The 22,822-nt window shown below is 61.6% G+C and carries 23 protein-coding genes; 7 read left to right on the top strand and 16 right to left on the bottom strand.

Annotated features, from left to right (window positions below; all coding sequences use genetic code 11):
• Window positions 1-7: 7 nt before the first annotated feature.
• The 3 genes from C9990_RS21795 (at window position 8) to C9990_RS21785 (ending at window position 1,266) form a co-directional block, all read left to right on the top strand.
• Complete coding sequence (locus C9990_RS21795; protein ID WP_065901361.1) at window positions 8-463, top strand: YkvA family protein; 456 nt, start codon at window positions 8-10, stop codon at window positions 461-463.
• 96 nt (window positions 464-559) lie between these two features.
• Complete coding sequence (locus C9990_RS21790; RefSeq protein ID WP_065901358.1) at window positions 560-898, top strand: helix-turn-helix transcriptional regulator; 339 nt, start codon at window positions 560-562, stop codon at window positions 896-898.
• Complete coding sequence (locus C9990_RS21785) at window positions 895-1,266, top strand: hypothetical protein (protein ID WP_005786715.1); 372 nt, start codon at window positions 895-897, stop codon at window positions 1,264-1,266. The genes C9990_RS21790 and C9990_RS21785 overlap by 4 nt, the downstream gene beginning before the upstream one ends.
• Here C9990_RS21785 and C9990_RS21780 read toward each other — a convergent pair.
• On the bottom strand, window positions 1,263-3,032 hold the full coding sequence (locus C9990_RS21780; RefSeq protein ID WP_065901923.1) for a bifunctional diguanylate cyclase/phosphodiesterase: 1,770 nt from the start codon (window positions 3,030-3,032) through the stop codon (window positions 1,263-1,265). The genes C9990_RS21785 and C9990_RS21780 overlap by 4 nt on opposite strands.
• Window positions 3,033-3,150: 118 nt before the next feature.
• Window positions 3,151-5,232, bottom strand: a complete 2,082-nt coding sequence (locus tag C9990_RS21775; protein WP_226939950.1) for a carboxy terminal-processing peptidase — start codon at window positions 5,230-5,232, stop codon at window positions 3,151-3,153.
• Between the two features lie 138 nt (window positions 5,233-5,370).
• On the opposite strand from C9990_RS21775, the gene C9990_RS21770 reads away from it, so the two are divergent.
• On the top strand, window positions 5,371-6,333 hold the full coding sequence (locus C9990_RS21770; RefSeq protein WP_106804652.1) for a zinc-binding dehydrogenase: 963 nt from the start codon (window positions 5,371-5,373) through the stop codon (window positions 6,331-6,333).
• Window positions 6,334-6,484: 151 nt separating this feature from the next.
• Here the strand turns inward: C9990_RS21770 and C9990_RS21765 are convergent, their stop codons facing one another.
• From C9990_RS21765 to C9990_RS21740, 6 genes are all read right to left on the bottom strand, one after another.
• Entirely contained in the window at window positions 6,485-7,138 is a 654-nt protein-coding gene (locus tag C9990_RS21765) for an HAD family phosphatase (RefSeq protein WP_065901351.1), read from the bottom strand.
• A gap of 30 nt (window positions 7,139-7,168) precedes the next feature.
• Window positions 7,169-8,158, bottom strand: a complete 990-nt coding sequence (locus tag C9990_RS21760) for an ABC transporter ATP-binding protein (RefSeq protein WP_065901349.1) — start codon at window positions 8,156-8,158, stop codon at window positions 7,169-7,171.
• Window positions 8,155-8,955: an ABC transporter permease gene (locus tag C9990_RS21755; protein WP_065901347.1), complete on the bottom strand. Its 801-nt coding sequence runs from the start codon at window positions 8,953-8,955 to the stop codon at window positions 8,155-8,157. The genes C9990_RS21760 and C9990_RS21755 overlap by 4 nt, the downstream gene beginning before the upstream one ends.
• The gene (locus C9990_RS21750; RefSeq protein ID WP_162946148.1) at window positions 8,942-9,778 is read right to left on the bottom strand and encodes an ABC transporter permease subunit; all 837 of its coding nucleotides are present in this window, start codon (window positions 9,776-9,778) and stop codon (window positions 8,942-8,944) included. Before C9990_RS21750 ends, C9990_RS21755 begins: the two co-directional genes overlap by 14 nt.
• A 5-nt stretch (window positions 9,779-9,783) precedes the next feature.
• Window positions 9,784-10,590 (bottom strand): alkaline phosphatase family protein, encoded by an 807-nt coding sequence (locus C9990_RS21745; RefSeq protein ID WP_065901342.1) that lies wholly within the window; start codon window positions 10,588-10,590, stop codon window positions 9,784-9,786.
• Between the two features lie 163 nt (window positions 10,591-10,753).
• Window positions 10,754-11,830 carry an ABC transporter substrate-binding protein gene (locus C9990_RS21740; RefSeq protein WP_065901340.1) on the bottom strand — a complete coding sequence of 359 codons (1,077 nt, stop codon included), beginning with the start codon at window positions 11,828-11,830 and terminating at the stop codon, window positions 10,754-10,756.
• Window positions 11,831-12,181: 351 nt separating this feature from the next.
• Between C9990_RS21740 and C9990_RS21735 the strand changes: the two genes are divergently transcribed.
• Window positions 12,182-12,895, top strand: a complete 714-nt coding sequence (locus tag C9990_RS21735; protein WP_053128712.1) for a UTRA domain-containing protein — start codon at window positions 12,182-12,184, stop codon at window positions 12,893-12,895.
• A gap of 1,387 nt (window positions 12,896-14,282) precedes the next feature.
• Here the strand turns inward: C9990_RS21735 and C9990_RS21730 are convergent.
• The 8 genes from C9990_RS21730 to C9990_RS21695 are packed head-to-tail and all read right to left on the bottom strand — an operon-like array spanning window position 14,283 to window position 20,442.
• A complete protein-coding gene (locus C9990_RS21730; protein ID WP_106804650.1) occupies window positions 14,283-15,242 on the bottom strand; it encodes a metal ABC transporter solute-binding protein, Zn/Mn family in 960 nt (319 codons plus the stop codon).
• Window positions 15,242-16,141, bottom strand: coding sequence for a metal ABC transporter permease (locus C9990_RS21725; protein WP_106804649.1), 900 nt, complete (start codon window positions 16,139-16,141; stop codon window positions 15,242-15,244). Before C9990_RS21725 ends, C9990_RS21730 begins: the two co-directional genes overlap by 1 nt.
• Window positions 16,138-16,884 carry a metal ABC transporter ATP-binding protein gene (locus tag C9990_RS21720; RefSeq protein WP_106804648.1) on the bottom strand — a complete coding sequence of 249 codons (747 nt, stop codon included), beginning with the start codon at window positions 16,882-16,884 and terminating at the stop codon, window positions 16,138-16,140. The genes C9990_RS21725 and C9990_RS21720 overlap by 4 nt, the downstream gene beginning before the upstream one ends.
• The gene (locus C9990_RS21715; protein WP_065901323.1) at window positions 16,881-17,801 is read right to left on the bottom strand and encodes a metal ABC transporter substrate-binding protein; all 921 of its coding nucleotides are present in this window, start codon (window positions 17,799-17,801) and stop codon (window positions 16,881-16,883) included. Before C9990_RS21715 ends, C9990_RS21720 begins: the two co-directional genes overlap by 4 nt.
• Before the next feature lie 19 nt (window positions 17,802-17,820).
• Complete coding sequence (locus C9990_RS21710) at window positions 17,821-18,381, bottom strand: DUF6162 family protein (protein ID WP_106804647.1); 561 nt, start codon at window positions 18,379-18,381, stop codon at window positions 17,821-17,823.
• Window positions 18,378-18,707 carry a hypothetical protein gene (locus C9990_RS21705; RefSeq protein WP_106804646.1) on the bottom strand — a complete coding sequence of 110 codons (330 nt, stop codon included), beginning with the start codon at window positions 18,705-18,707 and terminating at the stop codon, window positions 18,378-18,380. Before C9990_RS21705 ends, C9990_RS21710 begins: the two co-directional genes overlap by 4 nt.
• The gene (locus C9990_RS21700; RefSeq protein WP_106804645.1) at window positions 18,704-19,243 is read right to left on the bottom strand and encodes a thiamine pyrophosphate-binding protein; all 540 of its coding nucleotides are present in this window, start codon (window positions 19,241-19,243) and stop codon (window positions 18,704-18,706) included. Before C9990_RS21700 ends, C9990_RS21705 begins: the two co-directional genes overlap by 4 nt.
• On the bottom strand, window positions 19,240-20,442 hold the full coding sequence (locus C9990_RS21695; protein WP_106804644.1) for a PepSY domain-containing protein: 1,203 nt from the start codon (window positions 20,440-20,442) through the stop codon (window positions 19,240-19,242). The genes C9990_RS21700 and C9990_RS21695 overlap by 4 nt, the downstream gene beginning before the upstream one ends.
• Window positions 20,443-20,715: 273 nt before the next feature.
• Here C9990_RS21695 and leuC point away from each other — a divergent pair, with 273 nt between their 5' ends.
• On the top strand, window positions 20,716-22,134 hold the full coding sequence (gene leuC / locus C9990_RS21690; RefSeq protein ID WP_106804643.1) for a 3-isopropylmalate dehydratase large subunit: 1,419 nt from the start codon (window positions 20,716-20,718) through the stop codon (window positions 22,132-22,134).
• Window positions 22,131-22,745 (top strand): 3-isopropylmalate dehydratase small subunit, encoded by a 615-nt coding sequence (leuD, locus tag C9990_RS21685; protein ID WP_106804642.1) that lies wholly within the window; start codon window positions 22,131-22,133, stop codon window positions 22,743-22,745. Before leuC ends, leuD begins: the two co-directional genes overlap by 4 nt.
• Window positions 22,746-22,822 lie beyond the last annotated feature (77 nt).

Below are 22,822 nucleotides of genomic sequence, written 5' to 3'. Positions count from 1 at the left end.
GTGACGAATGAAACCACCCTTCAATTTCACCCGCTTCTTGCCCATGGCCGCCCGCTTGCTTGGTCGTGGGCGTTTGCCGACCCTGCTGTTCGCCGTCGCCGCCAAGGGCTCGAGCCAGGGTAATCGCCTGGGCAAGCTCAAGGATGATCTGAAGTTGCTCCAGGCCCTGTGCCTGGCCTACTGGCGCGGCGAGTACCGTGCGATCAGCCCCAAGGCGCTGATCTCGGTAGTCGCGGGGTTGATGTACTTCCTCAGCCCGATCGATGCGATCCCGGACTTTATTCCGGTGTTCGGCATGCTCGATGACATCGCCGTGCTGGCGTGGGTCATGAAGACCCTCGACGGTGAGTTGAGCGCCTTTCGCGCCTGGCGCGACGCGCAGCGTCCGGAAAAACTCGCGGTGGTCGAGCGACTGCCAGCCACGCCTGCCTTGCTCGCCAAGGAAAACCCGCAAAAAAACTGATCATACGGATATCACCCTGCGACCTTTGTGGCTGTTAGGATTACACTCCTAAGGAAAGAACTTACGCTGTAAGTGTTGTGATCCTACGGGGCAGTCATGGATATTCAGATAATTTCACGCAATGGCGAGCCCGAATACGCGGTTTTGCCATGGGACCAGTACCAGGCGCTGCTAAAAGCTGCCGGTCAGCCACACCCCGCACCGCCTCCTGCTGTTACTGCCCACGCCGCCCCCGCTGAGGATTTGCGCCCGCTCGCAGACCTGCGCGGCTTGCGCGAGGCCAAGGGCCTGGCCATCGAGACCCTGGCCCGCACCGTGGGTATCAGCCCCTCGTATCTTGGATTGATCGAAAGTGGTGAACGCCAGCCGGATGCCGCGATTCGCCGCAGCCTGGCCTGGGAATTGGGCGTTGCAGGTTGGAGGGATGAATCTTGAGCTTACGTATCAGCCGTCAACACTGGGATGGGTTACTCAACGAACTGGACCAGGCGCGTCGCCAGCGCCATCTACTGACCTACCGCGCGCTGCTGGAGCGCCTGCAATTCCCGACGCCGGCCATGCAAACCCTGGCCGCGGCCCTGGAACACCTGGCGGCGCTGGATGCCAAGGCCGAGCAGCCGTTGCGCAGCTCACTGGTGATCAGCCAGGGCGCCAGCCGCCTGCCGCGTACCGGCTTTTTTGAATGCGTAGAGCGCCTGGGCCGGTTCAGCGGACCGTCCGATGGGGTGGCCGCAGCCTCCTGGCACGCCTCGGAGGTGGTGCGGGTGTTTGAATACGAGTACCCCGAATCCGCCGAGGCTTAAAGCGCCTGGGGCTGCATGTCCATGCTGTCGATCACATGAATGCTGTAGCCGGCCACATCCTTGGCATGGTGTTTGGCTTGCGATGCCATCTCGGCCAACTGGCTGGCATCGAGTTGTCCACAGGCCTGTGGATATAAGTGCACCACGCCGATCGACAGTGACAGCAACGCGAACTCCTGACGCACGCCCTGGCGATTCAACGCCACGAAGCAGCCAGCGTCGAGGTGCTCGGCGCGATAGAAACGCCGGCATTGGGTATGGAAATCATCCAGCAACTGGTTGAGGCGCTTGCGCCAATCCTGCGGCCCCAGCACCAGCAAAAAATCATCCCCGCCAATGTGTCCGACAAAATCGCGGCTCGGGTCGACCCGGTCGTTCAGGCACTGCGCCAGGCACAGCAACACCTCATCCCCACGCCCATAACCGTAGATATCGTTGAAGGGCTTGAAGCTGTCGATGTCCACGTAGCAGATCACCGACTCGCGCTGCTGCTGCAACAACCGTGTGAGGCATTGCTGGATCGGCACGTTGCCTGGCAGCAGGGTCAGCGGGTTGGCGTAGCGCGCTTGCTGGATTTTCAGCTCGGTAATCAGCTTGAGCACATCGATCACCCGGCCCAGCCCCAGGTAGTCGCCATTGAGGGTGATGATGAAGTCTTCCTCGATGCGCTGCCGCGCGCGACTGGTCAGCAGGCGGCTGACCTGTTGCAGCGACTGGCTCAACTCCACCGCCAGAAAATCATCGCTCATCAAGCGGCTGATCGGTTTGCGCGCAAACAGGTCGGTGGCGAACGGCTTGAGCAGCGCATCCGACAGCGAATGCCGATGCACGATGCCGACCGGGTGGCCGCGCCCGTCCAGCACTGCCAGCGAGTTGAGGTTGGCCTGGCGGCGGAATGACTCCAGTACCTGGGCGGTGGCGGTGTCCTGGTCCACCGCCGGCTGTTCGTTGAGCAGCGCGCTGAGGTCGCTGCCTTCTTCGCTGAGGGCGATGTTGGCGTTGTCCGGCTTGGGCAGCATCAGGCGCGCCTCTTGCGGCGGCTGTTCCTGCGGGCGGCAGAGCAGGTAGCCCTGGACCAGGTCGACGCCCATCTCCGTCAGCACAGCCAGCTCTTCTGCCAGCTCGATGCCCTCGGCAATCACCTGCGCGCGGGAGGCCCTGGCGATCTGCAGGATGGAGCCGACAAACTCGCGCTTGAGCGCATCCTGGTGAATGCCGTCGATAAAGTGCCGGTCGATCTTTACGTAGTCCGGGCGCAGCTCCGACCACAGCCGCAGGCTGGAATAGCCGGCGCCCAAATCATCCAGTGCGATGGCGAAACCCATGTTGCGGTAATGGTGCAGGGCGGTCTGCAGCAGGTCGAAGTCGTCGGTGGGCGTCTGCTCGGTGAGTTCGATCACCACCTGGCTTGGCGGGATGCCAAAGTCGCGCAGCAGTTGCAGGGTACGCCCTGGCTGGTGCGCGGTTTCCATCAGGGATTCCGGCGAGATATTGAGAAACAGCTTGCCCGGTAGCTTCTGTTCGCTGAAGCGTCGGCACGCGCTTTCGCGGCAAGCGATTTCCAGTTCACTGAGGCGTCCCGCGTGGCTCGCCACCGAAAACAGGGCGACAGGGGAGTGCAGGGGGCTGTTCGAGGGGCCACGACTGAGGGCTTCGTAGCCGAGAATGCGCCGTTCAGACAGGCAGATGATCGGTTGGAACAGGCTGTGCAAACTGCCTTGAGCCAGGATAGAGCCCAATGCATTCAGCTGTTCGGTCATGGTCATGGCGATCTCGATCGAAAAAAAAGGACCGCAGGCATGACGCCTGCGGTCCTTCATTTCACGACAGAATGATGTCTATATGATGACACTCCAAGGAGCGATCACATTAAATCGCCATCATTTACTGCTTGGCCACCTGCTTGGTGATCTTCAGGTAGTCCAGCAGGATCCGGCCCGTCTCGGCCAGGTAAGCGTCGTCTTCCGGCTTGGTTTTCTCGGCTTCGGCCGGCAGCGCATCTTCATCTTCTTTTTTCAGCTCCTTGAGCGGATCTTCACCCTTGGCCTTGCGGCGGATGTTTTCCAGTACCAGTTGCTGGTTTTCGATGTCGGTGTGCTGCTTGCGACGATCCACTTCGTTGAGGCTGACGGTTTTTTCTTCCATCAGCTTCTTGGCCAGGGCCAGCTTGTCGCGGATGAACACGAACTCGGCATCCTTGGCGGAGCGGGTGTCGTGGTCAGCCTTGAGCTGTGCCAGGAACGGCTTGAACGGATCGGACGCCGGCTTGATCGCAGGACGGATGGTGTCCCACGGCATGGCTTCCGGCAGGGCACTTTCGCCGATTTCCTTGGTGTCGATGATCGACGGGAAATCAATGTCCGGCAGCACGCCCTGATGCTGGGTGCTCTGCCCGGAAACCCGGTAGAACTTGGCCAGGGTCAGTTTCAGTTCGCCATGGTTCAGCGGCTGAATGGTCTGCACGGTGCCTTTGCCGAAGGTCTGGCCGCCGATGATCAGTGCGCGGTGGTAGTCCTGCATGGCGCCGGCGAAAATCTCCGAGGCCGAGGCCGAGAGACGGTTGACCAGCAGCGCCATCGGCCCTTTGTAGAAGGCCCCCGGGTTTTCATCTTCGAGCACGTCGACACGGCCGTCAGCGTTGCGTACCAACACGGTCGGACCCTTGTCGATAAACAGGCTGGTCAGCTCGGTGGCTTCCTGCAGGGAACCGCCGCCGTTGTTGCGCAGGTCGATGACCACGCCGTCGACTTTGTCTTTCTGCAGTTCCGTGAGGATTTTCTTCACGTCGCGCGTGGTGGACTTGTAGTCCGGATCGCCAGCACGGAAGGCCTTGAAGTCCAGGTAGAAGGCCGGGATTTCAATCACGCCCAGCTTGTAATCCTTGCCATCCTGCTTGAGGTTGAGGATTTTCTTCTGCACAGCCTGGTCTTCGAGCTTCACCGCTTCACGGGTGATGGACACGATCTTGCTGGTCTGGTCGTTCGGTGCATTGGTGTGCGGAATCACTTCCAGGCGCACCACGCTGCCTTTCGGCCCACGGATCAGCTTGACCACTTCGTCCAGGCGCCAGCCGACCACATCGACCATCTCTTTGTCGGCCTGGGCCACACCGATGATCTTGTCGGCCGGGGCCACTTGCTTGGTCTTGTCCGCCGGACCTGCCGGCACCAGGCGCACGATCTTGACTTGGTCATTGTCGCTTTGCAGGACGGCACCGATGCCTTCCAGCGACAGACTCATATTGATATCGAAATTTTCCGCGTTATCTGGCGACAGATAATTGGTGTGCGGATCGTAGGACATCGCGAAGGTGTTGATGTAGGCCTGGAAGATATCTTCGGCACGGGTCTGGTCCAGACGTGCCAGCTGATTCTTGTAGCGCTTGGTCAACAGCTCCTGGATCGCCTTGGGCTCTTTGCCGGCGATCTTCAGGCGCAGCACTTCGTCCTTGACGCGTTTGCGCCACAGGTCGTCGAGCGCGGCGGTGCTGGTCAGCCAAGGCGCGTCCTTGCGATCCACCAGAAGGGTTTCCTTCTGGGTGAAGTCGAGCTTGTCGACACCTTTGTCCAACTCACCCAAGGCGAAGTCCAGACGCGCTTTGACGCGGTCCAGGTAACGCTTGTAGATGGTGAAGCCGGGCTGCAGGTCGCCGCTCTTGAGGAAGTCGTCGAACTGGGTCTTCCACTTGTCGAACTCAGCGATATCGCTGGCCAGGAAGTAGCTGCGCGACGGATCCAGCAGCTTGAGGTAGCTGTCGTAGATGATCACCGAGCGCGCATCGTCAAGCGGCGGCTTGCTGTAGTGATGACGCTTGAGCAACTCGACGACGTTGAGGCTGGCAATCACCTCATCGCGATCAGGCTGAAGGTTGTCCCAGCTGTTGGCTGCGAACGTATTGGTCGACATCGACGCGAAGCCGAGACCAATGAAAAAAGCGAGGGCGGTGCTGGGGAACAAATGCTTCATGCTGATTCGACGCGGGGGCAATTGATAACGCATATTAGGCCGTCTTTGAAGTCGCCGGTTCCATATGGTCCGGTCGCATAATGCAAAAAGCCCGGCGCTACTGCTACGGGCTCAGTCCAGGTTCACTATGGAGGCACTGTGAAAGCATTGCAAGGCGTTGAAGGTCATGTGGAGTGGTTGGAAGAACCAAGTCCTACCTGCGATGTAGGCCAAGTTCGCATTCGCGTGGCGGCTGCGGGCCTCAATCGCGCAGATTTATTACAGCGTGCCGGGCTTTATCCACCACCACCCGGCGCCAGCCATGTGCTGGGCCTGGAGTGCTCCGGGGTGATCAGCGAAGTCGGTGCGGGCTCGTCCTGGCAAGTGGGCGATCGCGTCTGCGCATTGCTGGCCGGTGGCGGCATGGCCGAAGAAGTGGTGGTGGACGCACGGCATGTGCTGCCGGCGCCGGAAGGGCTGTCGCTGGTCGAAGCGGCCGCATTGCCTGAGGTGTACAGCACGGCGTGGCTCAATCTGTTCCAACTGGCGGGCCTCAAGCCGGGTGAAAAAGTCTTGCTGCATGCCGGTGCCAGTGGCGTGGGCTCGGCGGCGATCCAGCTGTGCAAGGCGTTTGGCAGCCCGTGCTGGGTCAGTGTCGGTTCGGCGGAACGCCTGGCGTATTGCGAAGAATTGGGCGCCCAGGGCGGCGTGGTACGTACCGACGGCATCGAAGGGCTGCGGGACTTCGGGCCGTTCGATGTCATCCTCGATCCGGTCGGCGGCAACTACGCCGCGCTGGACCTCAAGCTGCTGGCCCTGGACGGTCGCTGGGTGCTGATCGGCCTGATGGGTGGCCGCGAGGCGCAACTGGACCTGGCCCAGGTGCTGGGCAAGCGTGTGCAGTTGTTGGGCTCGACCCTGCGCAGCCGCAGTGATCAGTTCAAGGCGGACCTGTTCAGTGATTTGAGCCAGCACGTGTGGCCGCTGTTCACTGAAGGTCGCTTGAGCCCGCAATTGGCCAAGACGTTCCCGATCAAGGATGCCGAGGCAGCGTTTGAAGCCTTGGCGAGCAACCAGATCTCCGGGAAATTGGTGTTGGTGATTGACGAGACATTGGTCTGACACCGATCTCCGGTTGAAATGAGATCAAACGGTGGGAGCGGGCTTGCTGGCGAAAGCGGGGTGTCAGATGAAACATTCTTCACTGACAAACCGCTTTCGCCAGCAAGCCCGCTCCCACAGTGGATTGGATTTCAATTCAAGGAGCGCAGTGTCACACCCAGTGATGGATCGGCCAGCCGGCCTTTTCCGCGTGCTCGCGTAGCACCGGGTCCGGGTTCACCACGTTTGGGTGATCCACCTTCAGCAGCAACGGCAGGTCATTGCGCGAATCCGAGTAGAAATACGCCCCTTCCAGCGTCTCGCCTTCCTGCTCCAGCCATTCCAGCAAGCGTGTGATCTTGCCTTCGCGGTAGGTCAGTACACCGACGGTACGGCCGCTGTACACGCCATGGCTCACTTCCAGATCAATCCCCAGCACTTCATCGATGCCGATCCGCGCCGCAATCGGCGTGACCAGGTGGGTGCCAGAGGCGGAAATCACCAGGATGCGGTCGCCATTGGCGCGGTGGCGGGCGATGGTCTTGGTGGCGTCGCTGTAGATCAGCGGTTCGATCACGTCCTCGACCCAGGGCTCCACCAGGTGGTCGATTTCCTCCGGGGTGCGGCCGATCATCGGCTCCAGGCTGAAGTCCATGAAGTCTTCCATGGCCAGCTTGCCCTGGCTGTAGGCGTCCATCAGCTCGTTGTTCCTGCGCATGAACGACTCGGGGTCGACCCAGCCCAGGCGGCCCATCTGCTCGCTCCACAGGGTGGCGCAGTCGCCGTGGATCAGGGTGTCGTCCAAATCAAAAATTACCAATGCCATCCGTTACGCTCTCTCAATCAGTCGTGCTGCTCAGGCTACTTCACACAGTGCACTGGGGTCGATGGAAAGTGCCAGGCGCTGGCCGTCGGGGTGCAGGTCGTCCGCCGAGCGGTTCAGTACGTCCACCACCAATTCGACGCCACGGGCTTCGATGCGGTAGCGGATCACGTTGCCCAGCAGGCTGTGGCTGCGCACCAGGGCATCGAGTTCGCCGCTGCGGCTGAGTTCGATGGCCTCGGGGCGAATCGCGATGCGCCCGCTGATCGGCCGCTGCAGCAACTGGCTGGCCTTGTCGGCGTCCAGCAGGTTGTAGTTGCCGATAAATCCGGCGGCAAAGACATCCACCGGCGCGGTGTAGAGGGTTTCGGCGTCGCCGCTTTGCACGATCTTGCCCTGGTTCATCAGGAAGATCCGGTCCGACATGGTCAGGGCTTCTTCCTGGTCATGGGTCACGAAGATCGTGGTCAGGCCCAGTTCGCGCTGGATCTGGCGGATCTGTTCGCGCAGGTGTTTGCGAATCCGCGCATCCAGCGCCGACAGCGGCTCATCGAGCAGCAACAGGCGTGGGCGGGTGACCAGCGAGCGCGCGAGCGCCACGCGCTGGCACTGGCCGCCCGACATCTGGTGCGGGTAGCGGCCGGCGAGGTCCTTGAGTTCGACCAGTTGCAGCACTTCCTGTACCCGCTTGTGGCTGTCATCGGCATTGACCTTTTGCATGCGCAGGCCGAAGGCGACGTTCTGTTCCACGGTCATGTTGGGGAACAGTGCATAGCTCTGGAACACCATGCCGATGTGACGTTTCTGCGGGCTCAGCGGGACAATGTCCTGGCCATCCAGCAGGATTTTCCCACTGTCCACCGAGGTCAGGCCGGCGATGCAGCGCAGCAGGGTGGACTTGCCGCACCCTGACGGGCCGAGCAGGGTGACAAATTCGCCCTTGGCGATTTCGCAGTTGATATCACTGAACACCGGGGTGCCGGCGTAGCCTTTTTGCAGGTGTTGGACGCTGACGAAGCTCATTGGCTTTTGTCCTTGTTCAAGATATTGGCGGCCCAGGTCAGCACCAGCACAAAGAAGAAATAGGAAATCACGACGGCACTGGTGAAGTGGCCGCTGCTGTTGCGCATGTTGTTCAGGTACACCTGCAGGGTTTCGTAGCGGGTACCGACGAGGATGTTGGCGAACACGAACTCACCGAACAGGAACGAGAACGACAGCAGCAGCGCGACCATCAGGCCTTTGCGCAGGTTCGGCAGCACCACCAGGATCGCCGCCTGCCAGGTGCTGGCGCCGAGCAGTTGCGAGGCATCCATCAGGTCTCGCAGGTTGATCGCCTGCAGGTTATTGGTGATCGCGCGGTACATGAACGGCAGCGCCACGGTGAAGTAGCAGCCGATCAGGATCCATGGCGTGCCCACCATCGCCAGCGGCCCGGAACCGTAGAGTTGCAGCAGGCCCACCGATGACACCACCGGCGGCACCGCGAAGGGCAGCAGGATCAGGATGTTCATCAGTGCGTCGAGCCTTGGGAAGTGGTAATGCACCACGAACAGCAGCGGCAGGATCAACACCACCGACAGCAGCAGTGCGCCCACGCACACCAGCAACGACTGCCCGAACGCCATCAGGAAGCGCGGGTCGCTCCACAGCTGGACGTACCATTTCACGGTAAAGCCAGCGGGCAGGATGGTTGCCGACCAACTGCTGGCAATCGAATAGACGAAGGTGCCGATCAGCGGCAGCACCAGGATCGCAAACAACAGGTACACCACCACGCGGTGGTAGAGGGAGGCCGGGCCGGCTTCAGCGCGAGACATGGTAGCTCCTCTTGAGCAACAGTTGATGGACCACGGTGACCACGGTCATCAGCGCCACCAGCACCACGGCCAGGGCGCTGGCCATGTTCGGATCCAGCGAGACATCCCCCGACACCAGGCCGGCGATGCGAATCGGCAGCACGTTGAAGTTGCCGGTGGTCAGCGCGTAGACCGTGGCATAGGCGCCCAGCGCGTTGGCCAGCAGGATCACGAACGTGCCCAGCAACGCCGGCGTGAGCACCGGCAAGCCGATATGCCGCCAGAACTGCCAGCCATTGGCACCCAGCAACGCCGCCGACTCGCGCCAGTCTTCGCGCAGCGCGTCGAACGCCGGGTAGAGCAGCAGCACGCCGAGGGGAATCTGGAAGTAGGTGTAGAGAATGATCAAGCCGGTCTTGGAGTACAGGTTGAAGTCCTGAATGATCCCGGCCTGCTTGAGCATGATGGTGATGCTGCCGTTGAAACCCAGCAGGATGATGAAGGCGAACGCCAGGGGGACGCCGGCAAAGTTGCTGGTCATGTTGGCGAAAGCGGTGACGAAATTGCGCAGCGGCGAATCGACCCGGCGCAGGGAGTAACTGCCGAGGGTGGCGATAATGATGCCGAAGATGCTCGAGTAGAAGCTGATCTCCAGGCTGAACTGGATGGCTTGCAGGTAGAACTTCGAGCTGAAGATCCGCGTGAAGTTGTCCAGGCCCCAGCCGGTTTCTTCCGTTTGCAGGCTGTTGATCAACACCCAGACGAGCGGGGCGATTTCGAACACGATAAAGAACAGCGCGAAAGGCACCAGGCACAGCAGCGCCAGCCATTTGCCGCGAGTCATGGAATTCACTTCAACAGCTCCCGGCAGACAGGTTTGTCGTGAGGTACGCCCAGCAGCTCGCAGACGGTGCCGCACAGGTCGGTCTGGTTCGGCGCGGCGTGGATGTCGAGGCTGAAGGCCTCGCCGAGTACAAACAACGGCACTTCGCGCTCTTCCGGCAACAGGCCGTTGTGGGAGCGATCGTTGTTCATGCCGTGGTCGGCGGTGACCAGCACCTGGTAGCCGGCATCGAGCCAGCCTTGCAGGTAGTCAGCCAGGATGATGTCGGCCGAGCGGGCGCTGTTGCGGTATTGCGCGGTGTCGAGACCGTGCTTGTGGCCGGCGTCGTCGATGTTCATCGGGTGCACGACCAGGAAGTTTGGCGCGTGTTTGACGCGCAGGCTTTCGGCGTCGGCAAACAGGTGTGAATCCGGGTAATGGTCATTCCAGTAGAAATGCCCGTGCTGGATCGCCAGCGCCTTGTCGTCGGTATGACGATCACGCGCGGCAATAAAGGGTGTGCGGTTATACAACTCGCTGACCCAATGGTAAGCCGCCGCCGCAGTGGTCAGGCCGGCGTCGGTGGCGTAATGGAAAATGCTGCGTTGGTTGGACAGGCGCGAGACCTGGTTGTGGACGATGCCGCTCTGGATCGGTGGCACGCCGGTGAGGATGCACTCATACAACGGGCGGGACAGGGCGGGCAGTTCACATTCCAGTTTGTAGAGGGCTGCGCGTCCTGCGCCGACATAGGCCTGCAAGTGCCCCATGGCGTGTCGGGCAACCTCGAAGTTCAGGCCGTCGAGCACGACAAGGATGACATTGTGCTTCATGGGGGCTGGGGCTCCGCAACAGGGGATGTGGATCTTTTGTTCGGTTGGAACCGGATCAATTGTGGGCGCTGGCTTGCCTGCGATGGCGATGTATCAGCCGACATCAGTGTCGAATGTTCGACCGTCATCGCCGGCAAGCCGGCTCCTACAGGTTTTGCGTCGCTTACTTCATTTCTACGATGACTTGCTCGTTCCACTGTTGTGGCAACTTCTTGGAGGTCGCTTCCCAGGCATCGGCATCCTTGATCGGTTGCGGATTGGCCTTGGTGTACTGCTCGCCCGGGATCAGGTTCTTGGCGATATCAGCCGGCAGTTTCAGGTCGGTTTCAGCACGGATCGGACGCGCATTGCCACGCGCCAGGTTGAGTTGGCCGGCATCGCTGAAGATGTATTCGCGGGTCAGCTTGGCGGCGTTCGGGTGCTTGGCGTATTTGTTGATGATGGTGGTGTAGCCGGATTTTACCGAGCCGTCAGAAGGAATCAGCACCACGTAGTCATCCGGGTTGGCCATCTTGGCCTTGTAGCTCAGGCCGTTGAAGTCCCAGACGATGCCCACTTCGACTTCGCCTTTTTCCATGGTGGCGATGGTCGGGTTGGACAGCGAGAGACGACCTTGCTGGGCGATCTTGGTGAAAAACTGCAGGCCCGGCGCGATGTTTTTCTCGTCGCCTTTATTGGCGATGGCTGCCGCCAGTACGCCGTTGGCCGCTTGGGCCGCGGTGCTCACGTCACCGATGGAGACTTTGTATTTGCCTTTCTGCAGGTCAGCCCAGCTGGTTGGTACTTCGGAACCGTGCAGCAGCTTCTTGTTGACGATGAAGGCGATGGTGCCGGTGTAGGCCAGGGCCCAGTGGCCGTCCTTGTCTTTGGCCCAATCCGGGACCTGGGCCCAGGTCGACGGTTTGTACGGCTGGGTGACTTCCTGCTTCACCGCGATCGGACCGAAGGCCGCGCCCACGTCGCCGATGTCGGCGCTGGCGTTGTCTTTTTCAGCCTTGAACTTGGCGATTTCCTGGGCCGAGCTCATGTCGGTGTCGATGTGCTTGAGGCCGTAGGTCTTGGCCAGGTCTTCCCAGGTGCCTTTCCAGTTGGCCCAGTCATCGGGCATGCCGACGCTGTTGATGGCGCCTTCTGTCTTGGCGGCAGCTTCAAGGGTTTTTAGATCGGTATCAGCAGCCATGGCGGCGGTGCACATGGCAATGGTCGAGCCTAACAGTGATGCCAGGAAAAGCTGTTTCATCCGAAGCTCCTTTGGGCGTTTTCAACGCTGCGTTTTTGTCGACGTTTGCGGTGGTGTTGGTCTAGGTCAGCAATACCTGAGCCAATCTAGGCTGGATGGATGACAGTTTCATGTCGATGTCGTTTTTAAATCGCTTGTGTCGCTCAGCACAGACTTAGCGTAGACCATGCTCAAGTGCCCGCAGGGCCTGGACTTGGCCGATGTATTGCAGGGTGTGCTGGAGGGACCCGACATGGACTGTCATCTGTCGGTCATCTGTAATGCCTAGGCTGGCACGCAATGGCAGGAGCCCGAATACAGCGCGTTTTGTGCACCTGAACGGTGCTGGTCTAGTCCAGATAGGTAACGTTGATGCGTGATGAGGCAATCAAGGCGGTGACATCCATCGGCCTGGCGCTGCAAGAGCAGATCGACCACGGCCTGTTGCCGCCTGCAAGCAAACTGCCCGCCGAGCGCAAGCTCAGCGAGTTGTTTGGTACCACTCGAATTACCGTGCGGGAAGCCTTGTTACAACTGGAGGCCCAAGGCCAGATCTATCGTGAGGAGCGCCGTGGCTGGTTTGTCTCGCCACCACGGCTGGCCTACAACTTGATGCAGCGCAGCCACTTTCACGCGATGGTCAACGACCAGGGGCGGGTGGCGTCTACCGAAGTGATCTCTGCGCGGCTGCAACCGGCCTCGGCGGCGGTGTGTGCGTGGTTGCAGTTGCCGGCGTTGTCCAGCGTGATCCAGATCTGCCGGGGCCGGCGGATTGACGGGCGGCTGGTGTTGTATGTGGAGCACTACCTGAACCCGCAGTATTTCCCGGGGATTCTTGAGTGCGACCTGAATCAGTCAATGACTGAGTTGTATGCGCGCAAATACGACTTGCATTACGGGCGGGTGCGTTTCGAAATCGTCCCGACCTCACTGCCGGTGGAAGCCGCCGCCGCGTTGCGCGTGTCGGTGGGCAGCCCGGGCCTGCGGATTGCCCGGGTCAATTATGACCAGCACCAGCGACTGATCGACTGCGACCTGGAATTCTGGCGGCATGATGCAATTCATGTCGGAGTGGATGTGGTTTAACCCGTGTGGCAAGCAGGCTTGTTGTGAAATGCGTGCGGGGTTGTTGTGGAATGCACGCACGCTTGTTGTGGAATATAGGCACGCTTGTTGTGGTGAGCAGGCTTGCCCTGCGTTGGGCTGCGCAGCAGACCCGAAACCTGTATGGGGATTTTTCTGGCAGGTTAGGGGGGCTTTGATAGGGGCTGCTACGCAGCCCAACGCAGGGCAAGCCTGCTCGCCACAGAGTTCTGTTCACCACATAAGCCTGTTCAACCATAAGCCTATTCACCACAGTGGCCTGCTCACTACGGAAGGTTGATCTTCAGATGTCAGCGCGCGAGTGTCTTGATCACCTGATCCATATCGGTTTCCGGCTCTGCACCGTCGACGTTCAGCATCTGCCGCCACCGGCAAGCAGTCTTGTTATGGAATGCACGCACGCTTGTTGTGGAATATAGGCACGCTTGTTGTGGTGAGCAGGCTTGCCCTGCGTTGGGCTGCGTAGCAGGCCCAAAACCTGTATGGGGATTTTTCTGGCAGGTTAGGGGGGCTTTGATAGGGGCTGCTACGCAGCCCAACGCAGGGCAAGCCTGCTCGCCACAGAGTTCTGTTCACCACATAAGCCTGTTCAACCATAAGCCTATTCACCACAGTGGCCTGCTCACTACGGAAGGTTGATCTTCAGATGTCAGCGCGCGAGTGTCTTGATCACCTGATCCATATCGGTTTCCGGCTCTGCACCGTCGACGTTCAGCATCTGCCGCCACCGGCAAGCAGTCTTGTTATGGAATGCAGGCACGCTTGTTATGGAATACAGGCAAGCTTGTTGTGGTGAGCAGGCTTGTCCTGCGTTGGGCTGCGTAGCAGGCCCAAAACCTGTATGGGGAATTTTCTGGCAGGTTAGGGTGGCCTTAGTAGGGGGCTGCTGCGCAGCCCAACGCAGGGCAAGCCTGCTCGCCACAGAGTTTTGTTCACCACATAAGCCTGTTCACCCATAAGCCTATTCACCACAGAGGCCTGCTCACTACGGAAGGTTGATCTTCAGATGTCAGGGCGTGAGCGTCTTGATCACCTGATCCATATTGGTTTTCGGCTCTGCACCGTCGATGTTCAGCATCTGCCGCCACCGGCAAGCAGTCTTGTTATGGAATGCAGGCACGCTTGTTATGGATTACAGGCACGCTTGTTGTGGTGAGCAGGCTTGTCCTGCGTTGGGCTGCGCAGCAGACCCAAAATCTGTATGGGGAATTTTCTGGCAGGTTAGGGTGGCCTTAGTAGGGGGCTGCTGCGCAGCCCAACGCAGGGCAAGCCTGCTCGCCACAGAGTTTTGTTCACCACATAAGCCTGTTCACCCATAAGCCTATTCACCACAGTGGCCTGCTCACCACAGAAGGCTGATCTTCAGATGTCAGGGCGTGAGTGTCTTGATCACCTGATCCACATTGGTTTCCAGTTCGGTCACCGGCTCTCCGTCGACGTTCAGCACCAACAGTTGCGCACCGCCTGCCGTGACGGCGGCTTTTACCGCTTCGCTTGGCTGACGATGGTGCAGCACCACGGCCACGTCGTTGTCCTTCAGCGCGGCGCTGAATGTTTGCAAGGCCTCGGGTGTCCAGTCGGCGTCGGGGCGGGCGTCGGTGCTGACCACTTCCAGGTTCAGGCTGCTGATCAGATAAGCGAAGTGATCGCTCAAGCTGACCACGCTGAGGTTGTCCGCCTTGGCCAGCCGCGCTTCGCTGTCTGCGCTGAGTTTGAGCAGGCGCTGCTTGAGGGCGGCGAGGTTGGCGTCGATGGTCGGCTTGGCGTGAGGCGCCAGGCGGCTCAGGTCGGCGGCCATTACATCGGCCATACGCCCCATGTTGTTGCTCGATTGCCACGGCTGGCTGTTCAGCCCGTCGGCACTGCCCGGCTGCACGGCGATCCCCGGCAAGCCGCCATCCACCGGGCGTGCCGCGTCGATTTCGACGATGCGGATGTTGCTGCGGCGTGCCACTGGGTAGAGCGGGTCATCCACCCACAGCGAGCGCAGGCCGATGGCTGCATCGGCGTCCACCGCCAACTTGCCCAGCGCCGGCGCGCCACGGCCGGTGAAATAGGACACTTGGCGCGACCCGGGCAGGTTGGCGGGAGCTGCGCGCTCCAACTGCACATCGGTGCCCTTGAGCAGCACTTCTGCCAGCCCGTAGGTGATGGGCAACGAGGCGAGCACTTTGACGGTCTTGACCGATTTTGCCTTGCTCAGTGCAGCATGGCCGAGGCCATTGTTGGCGACGAAGTCCCGGGGTTGGAAACCGTCAACGGCGGCCAGCGCCGAGGTGCTGAGCAAGCAAGCGATGGCCAGGGCCAGTGGGCGAAAGACAGGGCGCATTATCCAAGATTCCCTTTGAGGCTGGGCACCGTGCCACGCGCAATGGCGGCAATGGCGAAGGCGATACCGGCCACCAGAATGATCGCGGCGCCGGACGGAACAGGCAGGTCGAAGATGATTGGCAGCAGGATGCCGCACAGGGTGCTGACGGTGGCGATTACCACCGAGACCCAGAAAAACCCCTTGAGCGACTGGCTGAGCAGACGTGCCGCCGCCGCCGGGATCACCAGCAGCGCGCCGACCAGGATCGCGCCGATGACCTTGACGGCCGCCACGGTGATCAGCGTAACCAGGATCACGAACAGGTAATCCAGGGTCTTCACAGCCACGCCGCGCACCGCTGCCAGTTGCGGGTTGAAGCTGGCAAGCATGATGCGGTTGTACAGCGGCAACGCCAGGGCCATCACCAGTGCGCCGACAATCGCCAGCACCAGCAGGTCATTGCCGTTGACGGTCAGCACCGAGCCGAACAGCACGTTTTCAAGGATATGCACGTTGATCTTGCCTGCCAGGATCAGCAGCAGGCTCGCGCCCAAGGCCAGCGACACCGACAGGAACACGCCGATCAAGGTGTCTGGCGCCAGGCCGGTGCGGTTGCGCAGGTAATTGAGCAGGATGCCGAACAACAGGCAGTAGCCGAACAGGCTGCCATACGGCCCGGTGTAGGGTTCGCCAAGCAGAATGCCCACGGCCACGCCGGTCAGCGCGGCATGGCCGACTGCTTCGGAGAAAAACGCAAAGCGCTTGACCACCACCAGCGTGCCCAACCCGCCCAGCACCGGGCCGATCAGCAAGCCGGCGAGCAGCGCGTTGACCACAAAACCATAGGCCAGTGCCTCCGGCAGATAGCCGGAAGACGCCCAGCCCTGGACCATCAAGCGAAACGCTTCATAACTCATTGCGCCGGGCTCCGAGGGTGGGTGGAGAACAGGGTCAGCAGGCGGTCCGGGGTCAGCGCCTCTTTCGGCGTGGCGTCGAACAGCACGCGGCGGTTCAACCCGGTGACGCGGTCGGCCAGGCGACCCACGGCCTCCAGGTCGTGCTCGATCCACAACACGGTGATCCCGGCGAGGCGCCAGTCATTCAGCAAGCGTTCGAACACCTGGATACCGGCCTCATCGAGTGCCGACATCGGTTCATCCAACACCAGCAGTTGCGGCGCCGGGATCAACCCCTGGGCCAACAGCACGCGCTGGCGCTCGCCACCCGACAATGCGCCCATGCGCCGCTTGCGTTTGTCCTGCATGCCGACCCGTTCCAATGCCTCGCCGATTGCACCGGCGTAATGCCTGGAGAGCCCGAGAAACGCCGGGCGCCGTTGGCACATGGCAGCCATGAAGTCATCGACGGTCATCGGTAAGCCACGGTCGAATTCCAGTGCCTGGGGCACATAGCCGATGGTGCCGGGCGTGCTTGGCCACTGCAGGCTCAACCGCCCCTGATGCGGCGTCTGGCCCAGCAAGGTCTTGATCAGTGAGCTTTTGCCGCCGCCGTTGGGGCCGACCAGCGCATGGATGCTGCCCGGTTGGACCTGGAAGGTCACGCCGTCGAGGATCGTGGTGCGACCGAGGGTCAATGAGATGTTGTCGAAGTCGAGGGTCGGGCCAATGCTGGCCACCTCCAGTCGTTGCGCTGCGGTCATGCCCCCGACTCCTGGATGGCCCGGACCACGGTGTTGAGGTTGCCGGTCATTTCCACTTCGTATTTCTCCGCGCTGTAGGCACCGTAAGAAATATGCGACAGCGGATACAGCTTGACCCCGGATTCACGCTGGATGGTCTCGACGTAAGTGGACGGGAAATCCATCTCCGAGAAGATCACCTTCACATCCAGGGCTCGCAGCTCATCGATGGTTTTCTTCAGTTGGCTGGGGCTTGGCTCGATACCGTGGGCCGGTTCGACCACGGCGGTGACTTCCAGGCCAAACTCGCGCAGCAGGTAGTCGTAGGCCGCGTGCACGGTGGCGACGCGCAGGTCGGGGTTGGGTGCGCTGGTCAACTTGGCCAGGGCATCGGCGCGCATCTGGCGCAGGCGCTTGCCATAGGCGCGAGCGTTCTGGGTGTAGGTCTTGGCGTTGTCAGGGTCGAGCTTGCCCAGCTCGCGGGCGATGTTGTTGACCTGGGCAATCGACGCGCTGATCGACAGGAAGGTGTGCGGGTTGACCACCTTGCCTGCACCGCGCGCGGCATTGCCGGTGGCGGCCAGCAATGGCACGTTGGCGTTGGCTTCGATCACCGGGATGTCCGGGCGCTCGCTGGTAGCGATCATCCGGTCGGCGAAGTCGTCATGGCCGACGCCGTTGAGCACGATGACATCGAGGGTGCCGATGCGCTTGATGTCTTCGGCGCGCGGTTCGTAGGCGTGAGGGTTGAAACCGGCAGGAATCAGCGGCACGACCTCGGCCTTGTCGCCGACGATGTTCGCCACGTAGCTGTAATAAGGGTGCAGGGTGATGCCGATCCGCAGGCGCTTGGCCGCCTCGGCATTGGCCAGCGGGGCCAGCATCAGGCTGAACAGGCCAACCAGTAATACGCGCAACAGGGGAGATGAAATAGACATGGGCAATCGGTCTTCTCGTTCAGTGACGGTGCTGGCGGGTGACGCCGGCATCGAATTGCGCGACCACTTGCTGCCAGCCGGCTGCGATCAGCGCCTGGTCAGAGAGGTCGGAGGGGGCGGCCAGGTCGGTGCTGCGATTGAGCCAGATATCCGGCTCGGCACCGTGCACGCGCATCAGCAGCGAGCCACTGGTGGCAGGTGCCTGGCTCAGCCCCAGGTAGGCCGAAGGCGCCAGTAACTGCCAGCGATGATCGCCACGGCTGACCGAGCTGGCGTCCTGGGCGAAGGGCGCAAAGCCTTCTTCGGCCAGTTGCTCGGGCGTAGGCAGGGCGCTTTGCTCTTGTGCCAGCAGCTGGATTTCATCCAGGGTCACGCGCAAGTCGGCATAGATGCCCTGTTCGGCAGCACTGAGGTCACGGCGCGCGTCCAGCTGGTGGCTGGGCACCGCGGCGACCTCCTGGGATTCGCCGTGCAAGGCCACCACCGTGCCGGCCACCGCGAAGATGATCAGGCACAGCAGCAGGACGTAGAGAGTCTCGTGCCCGGCACCGGCGGGGCGCACAACCTGTGTCGTGCTCATTGCGGCTGGATGTCCGCTTGGTCGATTTCCACGACGTGACCGGGACCCGCATCAAACAGCACATAGAACTCGGCCGAGGGTTTCTTGAAGGTCAGGGTCGAGTCCTGGCCCAGCTTGCCGGGCACCAGGATCGTTTCGTCATAGCCGATCACATCCAGCGTCACTCCGGGGGCGCCGCTGCCGTCGGAGAAGCCGCCTTTGCACTCGATCTGCTCGCCGGGGATTTCCTTGCATTCGCACATCGGGTTGTGGGCCAGGGTTACGGTACTGAAACCGGCACCGAGCACTAGCACGGCGCAGGCGCGGGTCAGGCGCTTCAAAGTCATGGTTTAACTCCTTGCTTGTTCAGCCAGGCAATGGTGGCAGGCGAGGCCTGGCTCAGCGGGATGGAACCCTGGTGCATCGTGCCGTCCCAGCCTTCCATGGTGACCCACAGTTCGGCGTCGACCGGCGTACGTTCCGGCACGGGCAGGGCGGCGCCCATGCGGTACGGGGTGCCGAAGAAGATCACCCCGGCGGCGCGCAGGCTGCGCGGCTTGCCGATGCGCAGGTAGGTGGCCTTGACCTGGTCGGCGCAGGTGTCGCAGAGGGCGGCGTTGAAGAGTTTCATCGGGCCGGCCGGGTCCGGGCGCGGGCCTTCGTTGCGAAACTCGGCGAGTTTCAGGCTCCAGGGCCCGACCTGCACATCACCGGCCAGGCGTTCGCCGATGCCGGTGTCACCCCTAAACAGCGCGGCGTCGGCGAAGTACTTGGGCATGAAGCCCAGCGGCACCAGCAACAGCAGGACATTGATATGGAAACGCCATTTAAGCCAGAAGGCCCGCAGCGGCGAAGGCGGTGTAGCGGTAGCGACCTTGCTCATGGGTTGGCCTCCGAAGTTTCAGCCTGCAGGGCCGGGATGGGCGCGGGCGCACGTTGCGCCTTGGCCTCGCGCTTGAGCGCATTGAGGGTCGCGAGGGCGGTGCGCTTGGTCCAGATCAACAGGCCGCTCAACACCATCATGCTCAGCACCAGGCCGAAGAACGCCCAAATCAACTTGATCCAGATACCGCCGAAGTCGCCGGTGTGCAACGGGCGCATGGACTCGGTGACGAACTCCAGTTTGGTGCGGTCGGAGAGCAGGTGCGACGAGGCGATTTCACCGTCGTACGGGTTGATTTGCGCGGTCTGGTACATCAGCGGGTACCAGCCCCGGCCACCGATCTGCAGGTGGCTGTATGCGTTGAGCGGCAGGCTGACGAAACTCGCTTCCAGCCCCGGGATGCGCTGGGTGGCGATCTCGATGGCTGCATCCACGGGAATCATCGGTGCCGGCACGCCAGGTGCCGAAGTCGGGACTTTCTCGCGTGCGATCACCGGGACGATGGGCTCGCTGGAAATCGAAATCTGGTTATCCCCCAGGATCGCCTGGATCAGGAACCAGGTGCCGGTGATGGAGATCACCGCGATGAACCAGATCGACCAGATACCGCTCAGGCGGTGGAAATCCCCCCAGAAAATCCGCGCGCCATGGCGGATTCGCAGGGTCGGCTTGAGAAAACCCTTCCAGAAGCGCTTGTACACCACCAGCCCGGTCACCAGCGAGGCCAGCAGCGGCAAACCGAGCAGCGACACCAGGTACCAGCCCCAGCTGTAGCCATTGGTGAACGGCACCAGCCACCAGCCGTGCAAGGCGCGGGTGAACTGGCGGAAGTCGAACGACGGGCTGATGCCCTGGATCGCCCCGGTGTACGGGTTGACGTAGACCTCTACCGAACGGCCGTCGGGGTAGCTGAGGTCGACACTCAGGGCAAAGTGCGATTCGTCCGGACGGCTGAGCGACTGCACGATCACCTGGGGTTCGGCGCGCTTGATGGCGCTGATCACCTGGTCATAGCTCAGCGGTTCGGCATCGTCCGACGGTTTGCTCGCGCGGATGTCCGGGTTGGCCAGCCACACGATTTCCTGGCTCACCACCGCCAGGGTGCCGGTGACGCAGACGATCAGTACGAAGAACCAGATGGGCAATGCCAGCCAGCTATGAACGAGAAACCAGAGTTTGGAGCGTGACTTCTTCGACATGTGAATGAGGGTCTTGATCGGAGGGGGGCGATGGAGGCCCGAAAAAGGCCAGTCGTAGCTTTTGCTGACGCGACGGGCTGTATCTAAGTTAAGACGGATGAGAATGGGAAAACCCTAATCCGAACATGCAAGTAAATGTTTCAGATTCACATTCACACGGATTAACGACGCGATCGAACACGAAACATGTTCCAAGCCATCACCGAGGTGGCATTGATGAGGGCAGGGGGCTGCGTAGGATGGAGCCATACCGTTGAGCGAGCCTTTAGAACAATGACTGCCAGAACTCTCTACGACAAACACATCGATTCCCACACGGTGTGCGCCCTCGATGACCAGGGCCACGTGCTGCTGTATATCGACCGCCAGGTGATCAACGAATACACCAGCCCGCAGGCTTTCAGTGGCCTGCGTGAGGCCGGGCGTGGCGTGTGGCGTCCGGGTACGGCGCTGGCCGTGGTCGACCATGTGAACCCCACCACGCCCCAGCGCATCGCGGCGATGCCCGATGCGGGCGGGGCACGGCAAGTGTCTTACCTGGCGGAGAATTGCCGGGATTTCGGCATCGAGCTGCTGGATATTCTCGACAAGCGCCAGGGCATCGAACATGTGATCGCGCCGGAACAGGGGTTTATCCTGCCGGGCATGGTGATCGCCGCCGGTGACAGCCACACCACCACATACGGCGCCCTCGGCGCCTTTGGCTTCGGCATCGGCACCTCGGAAATCGAACACCTGCTGGCCTCCCAGACCCTGGTCTACAAGCGCCTGAAAAGCCTGCGCGTCACCGTCGAGGGGGCGTTGGCCAAGGGCTTGACCTCCAAGGACGTGATCATGGCGCTGATTGGCAAGATCGGCGCGTCCGGTGCGACCGGCTATGCGATCGAGTTTCGAGGTTCGACCATCGACGCCTTGAGCGTCGAGGCGCGCATGACCATCTGCAATATGGCGGTGGAGGCGGGTGCTCGTGGTGCATTCATGGCACCGGACGAAAAAGTCTTCGCCTACCTCAAGGGCAAGCCGCGCGCGCCCACAGGTGAGTTGTGGGAGCAGGCGCTGGTGGGCTGGCGCCAACTGCATTCAGACGCCGACGCGGTGTTCGACCAGGAAGTGCACCTCGACGCGAGCACCCTGGAGCCCATGGTCACCTGGGGCACCAGCCCCGACCAGGCCGCGCCGATCGGCGCCCGGGTGCCGGATCCGCAGGACGTCAGCGACCTGATCCTGCGCCAGGACATGCGCCGCGCCCTCAACTATATGGGCCTGGAGGCCGGCATGCCGTTGAGCGAGATCGTCATCAGCCATGCCTTTATCGGTTCCTGCACAAACGCGCGGATCGAAGACCTGCGTGACGCCGCCAGTGTGGTGCGCGGCAAGCAGGTGGCCGAGCACGTGCGGGCGATGATCGTCCCCGGTTCCACCGAAGTGCGCGACCAGGCCGAAGCCGAAGGGCTGGCGGCGATCTTTATCGACGCCGGTTTCGAATGGCGCCAGTCGGGCTGCTCGATGTGCCTGGCGATGAACGACGATGTGCTGGCCCCCGGCGACCGATGCGCCTCCAGCACCAACCGCAACTTCGAAGGCCGCCAGGGCGCCGGCGCGCGTACCCACCTGATGAGCCCGGCAATGGTCGCCGCGGCCGCGATCACCGGCCGCCTCACCGATATCCGCCACTTTGGAGACCGCCCATGAGCCTGCAACCCTTTACCCTGGTCACCGGCAAGGCCGCACCGATGCTGGCGGCGAATATCGACACCGACGTGATCATGCCCAAGCAGTTTCTCAAGGGCATTGACCGTAGCGGCCTGGACCGTGGGCTGTTCTTTGATCTGCGCTCCTTGCCCAATGGCGCGCCCAACCCCGATTTCGTGCTGAACCAGCCCGCCTGGCAGGGCGCGAGTTTTATGGTAGTGGGGCCGAACTTCGGCTGTGGTTCCAGCCGTGAGCACGCGGTATGGGGCCTGAAGCAGATGGGCATCCGCGCACTGATCGGCAGCAGCTTTGCCGGGATTTTCTACGACAACTGCCAGCGTAACGGCGTGCTGCTGATCACCCTGGAAGAGGCGGTCCTGCAGCGCCTTGGCCAGACCGTCAGCCAGCCCGACCAGGCGCAGATCAGTGTTGATCTGCAAGAACAGCAGATTCGCCTGGCGGACGGCCAGGTCATTGCGTTCCAGATCGATACCCTGCGCAAGACCGCGCTCCTGCTCGGCCTGGATGCAATCGGCAGCACCCTGCAGCGCAGCGAAGAAATCAAAGCCTTCGAACGCCGCCACCTCGCCGCCAATCCCTGGCTCAACTGACCTACCCGAACCGCAATCGCCGGCAAGCCAACTCCTACGGGTGAGCGGGTTTGCACGGCGGGAGAGCGGCCATCCCC

This window comes from Pseudomonas sp. S5D5 (assembly GCF_003013355.1).
Lineage (GTDB): Bacteria > Pseudomonadota > Gammaproteobacteria > Pseudomonadales > Pseudomonadaceae > Aquipseudomonas > Aquipseudomonas aylmerensis.
The sequence above is the reverse complement of the archived record's forward strand: the minus strand, read 5'-3'. Positions and strand labels throughout refer to the sequence as shown.